Source organism: Rhodoferax potami (genome assembly GCF_032193765.1).
Lineage (GTDB): Bacteria > Pseudomonadota > Gammaproteobacteria > Burkholderiales > Burkholderiaceae_C > Allorhodoferax > Allorhodoferax potami.
The window spans coordinates 1,233,439-1,246,031 of sequence record NZ_JAVBIJ010000001.1 but is presented as its reverse complement, the minus strand read 5'-3'; the positions used below and the strand labels follow the sequence as shown (position 1 = coordinate 1,246,031).

Annotated in this window: 12 protein-coding genes and 2 tRNA genes; 6 read left to right on the top strand and 8 right to left on the bottom strand. The window is 57.3% G+C overall.

The window, feature by feature from the left end; all coding sequences use genetic code 11:
• Positions 1–86 precede the first annotated feature (86 nt).
• Positions 87–458: an Hpt domain-containing protein gene (locus RAE21_RS05965; protein ID WP_313880567.1), complete on the bottom strand. Its 372-nt coding sequence runs from the start codon at positions 456–458 to the stop codon at positions 87–89.
• 85 nt (positions 459–543) lie between these two features.
• Here RAE21_RS05965 and dapC point away from each other — a divergent pair, with 85 nt between their 5' ends.
• The 6 genes from dapC (at position 544) to RAE21_RS05935 (ending at position 7,943) form a co-directional block, all read left to right on the top strand.
• Positions 544–1,755 (top strand): succinyldiaminopimelate transaminase, encoded by a 1,212-nt coding sequence (dapC, locus tag RAE21_RS05960; RefSeq protein ID WP_313880566.1) that lies wholly within the window; start codon positions 544–546, stop codon positions 1,753–1,755.
• Between the two features lie 41 nt (positions 1,756–1,796).
• A complete protein-coding gene (dapD, locus tag RAE21_RS05955) occupies positions 1,797–2,621 on the top strand; it encodes a 2,3,4,5-tetrahydropyridine-2,6-dicarboxylate N-succinyltransferase (RefSeq protein ID WP_313873071.1) in 825 nt (274 codons plus the stop codon).
• A 22-nt stretch (positions 2,622–2,643) separates the two neighbouring features.
• Positions 2,644–3,813 carry a PilT/PilU family type 4a pilus ATPase gene (locus tag RAE21_RS05950; protein ID WP_313880565.1) on the top strand — a complete coding sequence of 390 codons (1,170 nt, stop codon included), beginning with the start codon at positions 2,644–2,646 and terminating at the stop codon, positions 3,811–3,813.
• Positions 3,813–5,000 (top strand): succinyl-diaminopimelate desuccinylase, encoded by a 1,188-nt coding sequence (gene dapE, locus RAE21_RS05945; RefSeq protein ID WP_313880564.1) that lies wholly within the window; start codon positions 3,813–3,815, stop codon positions 4,998–5,000. Before RAE21_RS05950 ends, dapE begins: the two co-directional genes overlap by 1 nt.
• A complete protein-coding gene (prmB, locus tag RAE21_RS05940; protein WP_313880563.1) occupies positions 4,997–5,899 on the top strand; it encodes a 50S ribosomal protein L3 N(5)-glutamine methyltransferase in 903 nt (300 codons plus the stop codon). Before dapE ends, prmB begins: the two co-directional genes overlap by 4 nt.
• A 97-nt stretch (positions 5,900–5,996) precedes the next feature.
• The gene (locus RAE21_RS05935; protein WP_313880562.1) at positions 5,997–7,943 is read left to right on the top strand and encodes an ABC-F family ATP-binding cassette domain-containing protein; all 1,947 of its coding nucleotides are present in this window, start codon (positions 5,997–5,999) and stop codon (positions 7,941–7,943) included.
• Between the two features lie 124 nt (positions 7,944–8,067).
• On the opposite strand, the gene RAE21_RS05930 is transcribed toward RAE21_RS05935, so the two are convergent.
• The 7 genes from RAE21_RS05930 to RAE21_RS05900 all read right to left on the bottom strand — a co-directional run bounded on the left by RAE21_RS05930 (position 8,068) and on the right by RAE21_RS05900 (position 12,561).
• Positions 8,068–8,143, bottom strand: a tRNA-Lys gene (locus RAE21_RS05930).
• Positions 8,144–8,150: 7 nt separating this feature from the next.
• A tRNA-Lys gene (locus RAE21_RS05925) sits at positions 8,151–8,226 on the bottom strand.
• 44 nt (positions 8,227–8,270) lie between these two features.
• Positions 8,271–9,077 (bottom strand): tRNA threonylcarbamoyladenosine dehydratase, encoded by an 807-nt coding sequence (locus RAE21_RS05920; RefSeq protein ID WP_313880561.1) that lies wholly within the window; start codon positions 9,075–9,077, stop codon positions 8,271–8,273.
• A complete protein-coding gene (gene ybgF, locus RAE21_RS05915; protein WP_313880560.1) occupies positions 9,074–9,781 on the bottom strand; it encodes a tol-pal system protein YbgF in 708 nt (235 codons plus the stop codon). Before ybgF ends, RAE21_RS05920 begins: the two co-directional genes overlap by 4 nt.
• 89 nt (positions 9,782–9,870) lie before the next feature.
• Complete coding sequence (gene pal, locus RAE21_RS05910) at positions 9,871–10,413, bottom strand: peptidoglycan-associated lipoprotein Pal (RefSeq protein ID WP_313880559.1); 543 nt, start codon at positions 10,411–10,413, stop codon at positions 9,871–9,873.
• A 25-nt stretch (positions 10,414–10,438) separates the two neighbouring features.
• Positions 10,439–11,698 (bottom strand): Tol-Pal system beta propeller repeat protein TolB, encoded by a 1,260-nt coding sequence (gene tolB, locus RAE21_RS05905; protein ID WP_313880558.1) that lies wholly within the window; start codon positions 11,696–11,698, stop codon positions 10,439–10,441.
• Positions 11,699–11,706: 8 nt separating this feature from the next.
• Positions 11,707–12,561 (bottom strand): glycosyltransferase family 2 protein, encoded by an 855-nt coding sequence (locus RAE21_RS05900; protein ID WP_313880557.1) that lies wholly within the window; start codon positions 12,559–12,561, stop codon positions 11,707–11,709.
• Between the last annotated feature and the right edge of the window lie 32 nt (positions 12,562–12,593).

Genomic DNA, 12,593 nt, shown 5'->3' with positions numbered 1-12,593 from the left:
ATTGAGCTTTGCCGGTCTCACACCGACACAGCCGAGCCGCGGATGATACCTCGCGGTGCCCTCAACACCTGAAAGCGGCAGGCGGCCTAAGCAGCAAGTCCGAGGTACTGGGCGACTTCAGCCTTCAAACGGAGCAGTTCAGGCGCCAACTCGGCGTAAGCGGCAGACACCGCAGCAACGTCTCCCTTTTTGCTCATGAGCTCGACCTCGGACACACGGCCATACAGCTCGGTGGTGCAAAAAATCGGGATAAAACCCTTCAAGGGGTGGAGCAAGTGGTTGGCGCCTTTGATATCACCCTGGGCCAACAGCTCGCTGATGGCAGGCACATCGTTCGTCAAAGACTCGAGCACCATGGGCAGCATCTCTCGCAACGCGCCTTCATCGCCGATTTGCTCCATGGCACCCGCAATATTCAGGTAGCGTGGGGCATCACCGTGGGATGGGATTGCTGACATGGCTCACTCCTCAAATTCAAAGCTGGGCTAACCCGATGGCCAGCAGCCCCTGAGTTTAACGATGACTCAGGGATAATGCCGCCCCATGAATCCGAATTTGTCCCGCCTGCAGGCCTACCCCTTTGAACGCCTGCGCCAATTGTTTGCCGCAGTCACGCCTAACGCGGCCTTCAGCCCGATCAGCCTGGGCATCGGCGAGCCCCGCCACCCGACGCCACAGTTGATCAAGGACGCTTATTGCCACGCGATCCAGTCCGGTGAAAGCGGGCTCGCCGCCTACCCCGCGACGGCCGGTGACCCCAAGCTCCGGCAATCCATGGTGAACTGGATTCAGCGCCGCTATGGGCTCGCGCTCAACCCGGCCACCCAAGTGCTGCCGGTTAATGGATCGCGGGAGGCTTTGTTCGCTTTTGCCCAGGTGGTCATCAACCCCTCGGGTTGCGATGGCACGGTCCAGGTGGTGTGCCCCAATCCGTTTTACCAAATCTACGAAGGTGCGGCCCTGTTGAGTGGCGCGCAGCCTTACTTTGTACCGTCCGTCGCCGATCGCAATTTCGCCCAGGACTGGGACAGCGTGCCAGCGTCCGTCTGGCAAAACACCCAACTGATGTTCGTGTGTTCCCCGGGCAACCCTGCGGGCGCCGTGATGCCGCTCTCCGAGTGGGAGAAGCTGTTTGCCCTGAGTGATCAATACGGGTTTGTGATTGCGTCGGACGAGTGCTACAGCGAGATCTATTTCCGGGACGAGGCGCCTTTGGGCGGCCTCGAAGCCGCAGCACGCCTGGGACGAACCGACTTCAAGAATCTGGTTTCGTTCACCAGCCTGTCCAAGCGCAGCAACGTTCCCGGCATGCGAAGCGGCTTCTGCGCGGGCGATGCGCAATGGATTCAGAAATTCTTGCTCTACCGCACTTACCATGGCAGCGCGATGAGTCCGGTGGTGCAGGCGGCCAGCATTGCCGCATGGGACGACGAGGCCCACGTCATTGATAACCGGGCGAAGTACCGCACCAAGTTTGCAGAGGTCACACCACTCCTGGCCGAGGTCATGGATGTGGCTTTGCCGGACGCCGGCTTTTATTTGTGGGCGGATGTCAAAGGCAGCGACACCGAGTTCGCCCGTGACTTGCTCGCTCAATACAATGTGACCGTGTTGCCGGGTAGCTACCTGGCACGTGAAGCCCACGGTTTCAACCCGGGCGCAGGCCGTATCCGCATGGCGCTGGTGGCTGAGACCGCAGAGTGTGTCGAAGCTGCCCAACGCATCGTGCAATTTGTGAAAAACCGGGCGGCCTGAGCACCGCGCGGCCCCCTCCCCCTTTAACTCCTGAAAACACCATGACACAACAACTCCAAACCGTGATCGAAGCTGCGTGGGAAGACCGCGCGAATATCTCTGTGGCCTCTGCCCCTGCTGAAGTCCGCGATGCCGTGGAACATGTCCTGAATGAACTCGATGCGGGTCGCCTGCGTGTGGCTACCCGTGAAGGCGTGGGCCAGTGGACCACCCACCAGTGGATCAAAAAGGCGGTGTTGCTGAGCTTCCGCCTCAAAGACAACGAAATTGTCCAATCCGGCGACCTCGGCTTCTATGACAAGGTACCTACCAAATTCGCCGGCATGAGCGCTGAAGCCATGAAGGCGACCGGTGTCCGCGTGGTGCCTCCAGCGGTCGCACGTCGCGGCAGTTTCCAGGGCAAGGGCGTGATCCTGATGCCGTCGTATTGCAACATCGGCTCTTATGTGGATGAGGGCACCATGGTCGATACATGGGCCACGGTGGGCTCTTGTGCTCAGATCGGTAAAAACGTGCACCTGTCCGGTGGTGTCGGCATTGGTGGCGTTTTGGAACCGATGCAAGCGGGCCCGACGATCATTGAAGACAATTGCTTTGTGGGCGCGCGCTCCGAGGTGGTCGAGGGCGTGATCGTCGAGGAAAACTCGGTGATCTCGATGGGCGTGTACATCGGCCAAAGCACTCCGATTTATGACCGCGCCACAGACACTGTGAGCTACGGCCGCGTGCCTGCCGGCTCGGTGGTGGTGAGCGGCAACCTGCCCAAGGGTGACGGCAAATACAGCATGTATGCCGCGATTATTGTGAAAAAGGTCGATGCCAAAACACGCTCCACGACCAGCTTGAACGACCTGTTGCGCGACTAAGCGCATTCCACGGAAGGCAACTATGGCCACGACCGGCACCGCGCAACCCGTTGGCACGATGGAGCGCATCCTGCGCCTGATGAGTGAGAAGAAGGCGTCCGACGTCTACCTCTCGGCGCATGCGCCGGCGCTCATCAAAATCAACGGGCAATGCGTCCCGATCAATAGCCAAACCTTGCCTTCTGATGCGCCCAAAAACCTGCTGGCGGAAGTGTTGCAACCGCAGCAGATTGCTGAATTGGAGCGAACCGGCGAGCTCAACATCGGTTTCCCGATTCCCGGAGTGGGTCGGTTCCGCGTAAGTGCCATGCGCCAGCGCGGCACCATTGCGGCAGTCATCCGCTACATCAGCGTGGATGTGCCCCCGCTGCACAGCCTGCAACTGCCGCCGGTTTTGGCCGACTTGATCATGGAAAAGCGGGGCTTGTTGCTGATGGTGGGTGCCACCGGTGCCGGCAAAAGCACCACCCTCGCCTCCATGCTGGATCACCGCAATGAAAATGTGTCAGGCCATATTCTGACGATTGAAGACCCAGTGGAGTTTTTGTTCCGAAACAAGAAGTCGGTGGTCAACCAGCGGGAGGTTGGAACCGATACCGAGTCTTTGCAAGTTGCCCTGAAGAATGCGCTGCGCCAGGCGCCGGACGTGATTTTGATCGGTGAAATCCGCGACCAGGAAACCATGTCAGCTGCGATTGCCTACGCGCAGTCGGGGCACTTGTGCCTGGCCACGATGCATGCCAACAACAGCTACCAAGCGCTGAACCGAATTTTGAGCTTCTACCCGGTAGAAGTCCGCCCCACCATGCTGGGTGATCTGGCCACAGCCTTGCGCGCGATTGTGTCTCAGCGCTTGATGCGCACGACCTCGGGCTTACGCGCGCCCGCAGCAGAGGTATTGCTCAATACCAAGCTGGTAGCCGAAATGATTGAAAAAGGTGACTTCTCGGCGGTGCGCGAAGCGATGGAGCAGTCGATGGCCGAGGGCTCTCAAACCTTCGAAGCAGACATTGCGCGCTTGATCCAAGACGGCGTGGTAGATCGCAAAGAAGGCTTGGCCCATGCCGACTCGCCCACCAACCTGATGTGGCGTTTGCAAAACGACTTCACCAAGGCCGCGCAGAGCGCCGCCTTGCCGGAGGAAGACGATGAAGCGTCTTTCACCGAAATTACCCTGGATGTAAAACACTGATGACGAGAACCCTGCAGCTCACCGAGCAACTGATATCCATGGCGTCGGTGACGCCTTCCGACGGTGGCTGCCAGGCCTTGATCGCCGAACGACTGCGCCCATTGGGCTTTGTGTGTGAAACCGTAGAGAGCGGCCCCGATGACTTCCGGGTCACCAATTTATGGGCAAAACGACCTGCAGGCCCCACAGCTAAAGTGCAAGCAGCTAGCAAAACTATAGCAAAAACGCTGGTGTTCGCCGGGCACACGGACGTGGTTCCCACCGGGCCGCAAACCCAATGGGACAGCCCCGCCTTTGTACCCAGCCACCGCGATGGCAAGTTGTTCGGCCGTGGCGCGAGCGACATGAAAACCTCGCTGGCAGCCTTCGTGGTGTCGATTGAAGAGTTTTTGGCGGAGCACCCGGCGCCAGACCTCAATATCGCGTTGCTGTTAACCAGCGACGAAGAAGGCCCTGCGCTCGACGGCACCGTGGTGATGTGCCAATTGCTGCAAGCGCGCGGTGAGGTGCTGGACTACTGCATCGTGGGTGAACCCACCTCGGTCGAGCGCACCGGTGACATGATCAAAAATGGTCGCCGTGGGACCATGAGCGGCAAGCTCACGGTCAAAGGCGTGCAAGGTCATATTGCCTACCCGCATTTGGCAAAAAATCCCATCCATTTGGCAGCCCCTGCCCTGGCCGAGTTGGTAGGCATCGAATGGGACAAGGGCAATGACTACTTCCCGGCCACAACCTGGCAGGTGAGCAATATTCACGGCGGAACTGGCGCGAGCAATGTCATCCCCGGTCATGTGGTGATTGACTTCAATTTCCGTTTTTCGACTGAATCCACGCCGGAGAGCTTGCAAAAGCGATTAGCCAGCGTGTTGGCCAAGCACGAGCTCGACTACAACCTCGTCTGGACCATAGGCGGCCTGCCATTCCTGACGACACCCGGCCCGCTGGTGGATGCGGTGCGTGATGCCATCCGGGCGGAGACCGGTATCGAGACCCAACTCTCAACCACCGGCGGCACCAGTGACGGGCGGTTCATCGCCCAGGTGTGCGCCCAAGTCGTCGAAGTCGGCCCGCCAAACGCCACCATCCACAAAATCAACGAGCATGTGAAGGTTGCAGATATCGAGCCGCTTAAAAACATTTACCGCCGTGTGCTCGAGAACCTGAACAAGGCGGGTGCGGCATGAACTTGTTAGCACTGGTTGCGGAATCCAAGCAGCGACTTGAGGAGGCCGGCGTGTCCTTCGGGCATGGCACTACCAACGCGGCAGACGAAGCAGCTTGGCTGGTGTTGCATGCCCTGAACCTGCCGCTGGATACCCCGCTGGGACCCGATGATGAAGCATCAAAACGGCCGGTAGCCCCCGAAGAATATGCGCAAGCCGCTACGCTTTTAGGAGCGCGCATCAGCACGCGCAAGCCTGCTGCCTACCTGACCCGCGAGGCGTGGTTGCAGGGTGTGCCGTTTTACGTCGACGAGCGCGTGATTGTTCCGCGCTCGCTGATTGCAGAGCTGCTGGTGGACGGCGGTATCGACTACTGGCTTTTGGAAAGCACTCACAAAGTGCTGGATTTGTGCACCGGCAATGGCAGCCTAGGTATTCTGGCGGCGATGGTGTACCCCGATGTGGTGGTAACCGCCGCCGACATTTCGGCAGATGCCTTGGCAGTCGCACGCATCAATGTCGACAAACACGCAATGCAAGAGCGCATCACACTGGTGCAGTCCGACGGTTTGGACGCGGTGCACGACACGTTTGACCTGATTCTGTGCAACCCACCGTATGTCAATGCCCAAAGCATGGCCGCGCTGCCTGCCGAATACAAAGCCGAGCCCTTTATTGCCCTGGACGGTAACCAAGCCGGTGGTAGTGGTGATGGCATGGACTTTGTCCGCACTCTTTTGAGCAGCGTGTGCGCGAAATTGTCTGAGGATGGGGTGCTGGTACTGGAAATCGGCAATGAGCGGGAGTTTTTTGAAGCCGCTTTCCCGGATCTTGAAGTCGTCTGGCTCGAAACAAGCGCAGGTGAAGACCAGGTGTTACTGGTGACCTATGACGCTTTGCAGCGCATGCAGACACACTGAACTTTTTCTCTGAATTGATCAGCCCCGTGTCGGGGCTGACAAACCATTGCCCGCCACAAGCGGGGCCACTATCTGCGGCTAGCGCCGCGTTCACATCATGATTACTCTTAAAAATGTCACCTTGCGCCGCAGCGCCAAGGTGTTGCTCGAAGGCGCCTCTGTCGCCCTGAATCCGGGCGAGAAAGTCGGCCTGGTCGGTCGCAATGGGGCCGGTAAGTCGAGCCTGTTTGCCCTGCTCAATGGCAACCTGCATGAGGATGCCGGCGAGTACTACATTCCTGCCCAGTGGCGCATGGGTCAGGTGGCGCAGGACATGCCTGAAACCGAACAAGGCGCCACCGACTTTGTGATCGAGGGTGACACGCAACTGGGGGCTGCACGCGCTGAGGTGACGGCTGCTGAGGCAACCGATGATTACGAGCGCATGGCAAATGCCTACACAGCGCTCCACGATGCGGGTGAGTACGATGCGGCGGCCCGCGCACAAGCATTGATTTTGGGCCTCGGCTTCAAAACGACCGAACTCGACAAGCCGGTGAACAGCTTTTCGGGTGGCTGGCGGATGCGGTTGCAGTTGGCACGCGCACTGATGTGCCCGAGTGACCTGTTGCTGCTGGACGAGCCTACCAACCACTTGGATTTGGATGCCTTGGTATGGCTGGAAGCATGGCTTAAAAAGTACGAAGGCACCATGGTCGTTATCAGCCACGATCGGGAGTTTTTGGATGCGGTGACCAATGTCACGCTGCACATCGACATGGGCAAGCTGGTGCGTTACGGTGGCAACTACAGCAAGTTTGAAGATATGCGCGCCGAACAAATGGAACTGCAGCAAAACGCCTTCTCCAAACAGCAAGACAAGATTGCCCACCTGCAGAAGTTCATTGCCCGTTTCAAGGCCAAGGCCAGCAAAGCCAAGCAGGCCCAGAGCCGGGTCAAGGCCTTGGACCGGATGGAGAAAATCGCACCCTTGCTCTCGGAGGCGGACTTCAGTTTTGAGTTCAAAGAGCCGGCGAATCTGCCTAACCCCATGCTGTCCATGCAGGGGGTGAATTTCGGCTACCCGCCCCCTGAAGATGCCCCCAAAGGCACGCCCTCCACGGTGATCGTGCATAACGTCAGCAAATCGGTGCTCGCGGGCCAACGTATTGGTATCTTGGGCGCAAACGGCCAAGGCAAGTCGACCTTGGTAAAAACGGTTGCGCGGGACCTTAAAACCCTTGGCGGTGAAGTCACTGAAGGCAAAGGCCTGAATATTGGCTACTTTGCGCAGCAGGAACTGGATGTGTTGCGGCCGGACGAGACGCCACTGGAACACATGATCCGCTTGGTCAAAGATATGACGGCCGCCGGAAAAATTGCCGGCCAACAAACCCGTGAGCAGGATCTGCGCAGCTTTCTCGGTACCTTCAATTTCAGCGGCGACATGGTGAAACAGTCGGTCGGCAGCATGAGCGGGGGCGAAAAAGCGCGCCTTGTGCTGTGCATGATCGTTTGGCAGCGCCCCAACCTCTTGTTGCTGGATGAGCCAACCAACCACTTGGATCTGGCGACCCGTGAAGCGCTTGCGATGGCACTGAATGAGTTTGAAGGCACTGTGATGCTGGTCAGCCACGACCGTGCGCTTCTTCGATCGGTTTGCGATGAGTTTTGGATGGTGTCGCGCGGTGGTGTGGAGCCGTTTGACGGCGACCTGGACGATTACCAGCGCTATTTGCTGGACGAAGCCAAGCGCCAGCGCGAGCTTGCCAAAGAGGAAGCTAAGGCAGGAGCTATTGCCCCCTCACCTGCTACCTCTGCCCTGCCCGTGGCTCCCGCCGGCCCCAGCGCAGATAGCATCAAGAAATGGAAGAAAGAGTTGGCGCAGGTAGAAGCCCAAATGGCGACTCTTAATACCGAAGGGGCCGAATTGGAGGCCAAGCTTTCTACCAACCCCCACCCTTCCGTGATTGCTGAGGCTGGGAAACGCTTGAAAGCAGTCAATGCCGAGCTGCAAACCCTCGAAGAGCAGTGGTTGGAGCTGACAACGCAACTCGAAGCGTAAAGGCTTCTGCACGCGGGGGAGGCCTGAACACCCTCTCCCGTGCGTTACCACGCTCACGAATGACATTTCGCAAACGTAAAAAACCCGCCATTTCGCAATGGCGGGTTTTTATCCACTTGTAGCGTGGTGGGAACTGAGAGATTCGAACTCTCGACCTACGGATTAAGAGTCCGCTGCTCTACCAGCTGAGCTAAATTCCCAATAAATTGGTGGGACCAGCGGGGGTCGAACCCACGACAAACGGATTAAAAGTCCGCTGCTCTACCAACTGAGCTATGGTCCCGACAGTGTTCTTTAATTACTTATTGAACCCTGCGAAGCCTCAAATTATAGCGCGGTTTTTTGGGTCAAAACGCTGTTTGAGGATAATTTATCAATAATCCATCCGGCAGCACACATGCCGAAGGTTGCAGTCACGCTGACCATGGAGCCATACCCGTGGCAATTGAGCGTGCCATCGCCTTCTAGGGCGCAGGAGGCATCTGGGCCGCGCACGGCCTCTTTGCTGTAAACACAAGAAACGCCGATGGACTTTCCTTCTTTCGGCGCTCCATGCTCTTTCCGGAGGCGGTACCGGAGTTGTGCGAGCAAGGGGTCGTGGGTGCAGACACTCAAGTCTCCAATTTCCACCAAATGCGCAGCCCGCTTGCCTCCCGCGGCACCCACCGAAATCATCAGTTTTTTATGGCGGCGGGCCCATGCCGCGATCGCTGTCTTGGCGCGAACCTGATCGCAAGCATCAATCACCGCATCCACCTCGGATCCAAGAATGCCGGGCCAGTTGTCTTGCGTCACGAAATCATCGACCAAGTGCAATTTGCAGGCTGGATTGATCTGCCCGATGCGCTTTGCCATGGCGTAAATCTTTGACTGGCCAACGGTATCAGTGAGTGCATGCAATTGCCGGTTGATGTTCGACTCAGACACATGGTCCATATCCACCAGCGTGAGCTCTGCAATACCGCTACGAGCAAGCGCCTCCGCAGCCCAGGACCCTACCCCACCGATTCCAATGACCGCGACGTGCGCGCTTCGGATGCTGCGAGCGGGCTCTTGGCCATAGAGACGCGCCAGTCCTGAAAACCGACGCTCACCATCCACGGCTGACGGATATAAATCGACCGACACCGTCACTTCAACCGAGCCAAACGATCTTTAGCAGCAGATGCAGCTTCGGACGAAGGGTAAGTGCTGAGCAACTCTTCGAGAGTCTTCTTACCGCCCTTGGCATCTTTTAGCTCAAGAAGACAATTGGCAAGTGCCAAAAGTGCCTCAGGCGCACGCTGGTGGTCTGGCGACTGTTGGACCAGCAAGCGGAAGTTGGTCAGGGCGTTCTTGTAGTCCTTGGTCGCGTACTGAGCACTACCCGTCCAATAAAGAGCCGACGGACGGAAGCCGGAGTTCGTGTATCGAATTAAAAAATCCGAAAACAAAGACTCGGCAACCGCGAAGTCGCCTTTTCTAAAGACGGCCAGTGCGGCGTCAAAGTCCCGTTTTTCCGCTACCTCCACCAGAAAATCACGGCCTTCCCAGCTGATTTTCATCGGCTCCAGCTTGCGCAAACGGTCTTCCCAAGACTGGGCAGAGTCCTTTTGCTTGCGCTGGACATCAGCCACATCCTTGGTGAGCTGCTCGACCTGCCCGCGCAGACGGGCATTTTCTACCCGGCTTGTCTCTAGCTGATTCTGCAACTCCACCAGAGACCGGCGAAGTTGAGCAGACTCTTCGGCCATCAGTCTTTGGAGGTCCGCTGACTTTTGCTCTGAGTCGGCGCGCACGGCCTCGATTTTTTGTCGCAAATCGAGGATGGCGCGGCGCGCTTCATCATCGTCAAACAAGCCCGCTGCAGCAGGACCTACGCCACAAACAATCGTCAGGGCCAGGGCTGTTGCTCGCAATCGGTGAACCGGTAAACGCATGGTCGGCATTAACGGTAGCTGAATTCAGCGCGGCGGTTCTTCTCGAGGGCAGCCTCTGTATTGCCGGTCACAGCAGGTTTCTCTTTGCCGAAACTGACGGATTCCATCTGGGATTCCGCAACGCCCAGCAGGGACAGCGCTTTGCGCACTGCGTCCGCCCGCTTTTGCCCCAATGCGAGGTTGTATTCACGTCCACCGCGCTCATCGGTATGGCCTTCCAGGTTCACTTTGCGTGACTTGTCGGCTTTCAAATAGCGAGCGTGTGATTCCAATGTGGACTGAAATTCAGCGCGGATCACGAAGCTGTCATAGTCAAAGTAGACGGTTCTTTGCGCTGCGCTCAAGGCCGGGTCTTGTTTGGATTTGTCGAGCTCAACACTGGCAACTGCGCTCTTTGACACACCAGAGCCATCGCCGGCTTGTGCTGCCATGCCACCCGCATTAACCGCCTGACCGCTTTTGTCTTCCACGGGAACGTTGTCCAGCTTCACGGATGAACCGCAAGCACTCAAAACTGCGGCCACGGAAACTACCAATACAAACTTCTTCATCTGCTCTCTCCAAGTAAATTAATGTTTATTTCTGTGCGGGACCCCAATCGGGCTCCCGTATGTCACCGGATTGACCGGCAAGTCGAGCCTTGATACGGCCGTCCAAAGACGCTGTCATCAAGGCCTCTTTTCCTTGCATAAGGGTGGCGTAAATCACCATCCTGCTATTCGGCGAAAAGCTAGGACTCTCGTCGGCGGTCGTATCGGTGATGGCCACTGCGGTGCCGGACGCAAGGTCCATGACGTGCAGCTTGAAGGCACCGCTTACCCGCGAAATATAGGCAAGCCACTTTCCATCAGGACTCACCGCCGGCGAGATGTTGTAATTGCCGGAGAAAGTAATCCGCTCGGCATTGCCGCCGGTCACACCCACCCTGTAGATCTGAGGGGCACCGCCACGGTCGCTGACGAAATAAATGCTTTTGCCATCCGGGGAGTAAACCGGCTCCGTATCGATGGCCGAAGACTGCATCAGGCGGCGTGGCTCTCCGCCACGGGCATCCATAACGAACAGTTGCGAGCCGCCGTCACGACTGAGCGTTAATGCGATGGAGCTCCCATCAGGAGCCCATGCCGGTGCACTGTTGGAGCCCTTGAAGCTTGCTACCAACCTGCGTTTGCCGGAATCTATATCTTGTACGTAAACCACTGGCTTCCGGGCTTCGAATGAAACATAGGCAAGTTGATTTCCATTAGGCGCCCAAGCCGGGGAAATGATTGGCTCTGGGCTACTGAATGCAGGTTGCGCATTCTCTCCGTCGGCATCAGCAACCCACAGGCGATAGTTAGACCCAGCTTTGGTTACGTATGTCAGTCGTGTGGAAAAAATCCCTTTATCGCCTGTGAGCCGTTCGTAAACAAAGTCGGCAATCCGGTGGGCTGTCAGTCGCAGATCTCCCGCGGGGACTGCATGACTCTGGCCACCGAGATCCTGATTCCGAACCGTGTCCCACAGCCTGAACCTCACGTCGTACCGGCCGTCGGCCAATCGGGAGACGCTTCCGGCGACTAACGCATCAGCGCCTCGAAGACGGATGGCGGACAGATCAGGTCTTGCAGTCTCATCCAGCCCGGGTGCTGTATCGAGCGGTTTGAATTGCCCGCTACGCTCCAGGTCCGCCTGAACAATGGCAGCAATCTTTTGGGGCGACTGATCGTCACCCCGGAAACTGGAAATCGCAACCGGTATCTGAGTCAGACCAACTCCGGATACTTCAACTCTAAACTGGGCTTGCGCTTGCAAAGCCAGCAAACCCAACATACAGGACGCCAAAAATTTTTTCATTACGTAGATTATCGTTGCTGTGTCACACGGACTTCAGAGGCGCCTAGGCTCTCTTGGTAACCAATGGATGCTCTGATTTGTTTTGTTGAAATTCGTTCCCGAACCAAGCGGGCATTCACGTTTTCCATGTCCCGACTGCTCTCTCGATGCCATAGGTGATAGACCTCAGTCGACCAGAAGCCGTTTTTGCGGCACAAGCCCGCGTTATGGAGACGAAGAACGAAATCGGCGTCTTCGTGCCCCCACCCTACAAATGTTTCATCAAAGCCATTGACCGCAATGTAGTCAGACTTAGATAGTGCCATGTTGCAACTGCGGATTGCTTTCCACTTGAACGAGCGCTGGAGTCTTGATGGAAAATCCGGCAAACGGAGTTTGGCACCAAGCTTGCTGCTCTCACCCCGGACACGCCGGCCCATCCAAGTAGGCCAAGACTGGTCGATCACTGCGGCTTCGCTGCTTAGGACCTTGCGCGTGAATGCCTCACTTAGCAGAACCCTGCTTCCATTTACAAAGCAATTCTTTTGCGCGAGAGATCGGTGCCGGGCGACGAAATCCACTTCGGGCACGCAGTCTCCGTCGAGAAGTATCAAATAACTTCCTGAAGAAGCTGCGACACCCAAGTTGCGGGCCTTGGCAGCTGTGAAGCCCACATCAGGGTGCCATACGTGGGTCAAAGGGAAAGACGCGCTTGCTTGCAGCTCATGGATTCGCGCTTGATGGCCGGGAGTTGATCCATCGTCGGCGATGATCACTTCAAAGTTTTTATCAAACTGATGCTCTAGAGCGCCAACAACACAGGCGAGCGCGTCGCTCCGGTTGTAGGTGGTGATGACGATAGAGATAAGGTCTGCGCAGGACATTTTCGACTAGACTAAGCCGCCCTCTCGTACAG

Excerpts from the sequence above, each read along its gene's own strand:
- RAE21_RS05965 (WP_313880567.1), bottom strand. The coding sequence starts at position 458 with ATGTCAGCAATCCCATCCCACGGTGATGCCCCACGCTACCTGAATATT.
- dapC (WP_313880566.1), top strand. The coding sequence starts at position 544 with ATGAATCCGAATTTGTCCCGCCTGCAGGCCTACCCCTTTGAACGCCTG.
- dapD (WP_313873071.1), top strand. The coding sequence starts at position 1,797 with ATGACACAACAACTCCAAACCGTGATCGAAGCTGCGTGGGAAGACCGC.
- RAE21_RS05950 (WP_313880565.1), top strand. The coding sequence starts at position 2,644 with ATGGCCACGACCGGCACCGCGCAACCCGTTGGCACGATGGAGCGCATC.
- dapE (WP_313880564.1), top strand. The coding sequence starts at position 3,813 with ATGACGAGAACCCTGCAGCTCACCGAGCAACTGATATCCATGGCGTCG.
- prmB (WP_313880563.1), top strand. The coding sequence starts at position 4,997 with ATGAACTTGTTAGCACTGGTTGCGGAATCCAAGCAGCGACTTGAGGAG.
- RAE21_RS05935 (WP_313880562.1), top strand. The coding sequence starts at position 5,997 with ATGATTACTCTTAAAAATGTCACCTTGCGCCGCAGCGCCAAGGTGTTG.
- pal (WP_313880559.1), bottom strand. The coding sequence starts at position 10,413 with ATGAAGAAGTTTGTATTGGTAGTTTCCGTGGCCGCAGTTTTGAGTGCT.
- tolB (WP_313880558.1), bottom strand. The coding sequence starts at position 11,698 with ATGAAAAAATTTTTGGCGTCCTGTATGTTGGGTTTGCTGGCTTTGCAA.
- RAE21_RS05900 (WP_313880557.1), bottom strand. The coding sequence starts at position 12,561 with ATGTCCTGCGCAGACCTTATCTCTATCGTCATCACCACCTACAACCGG.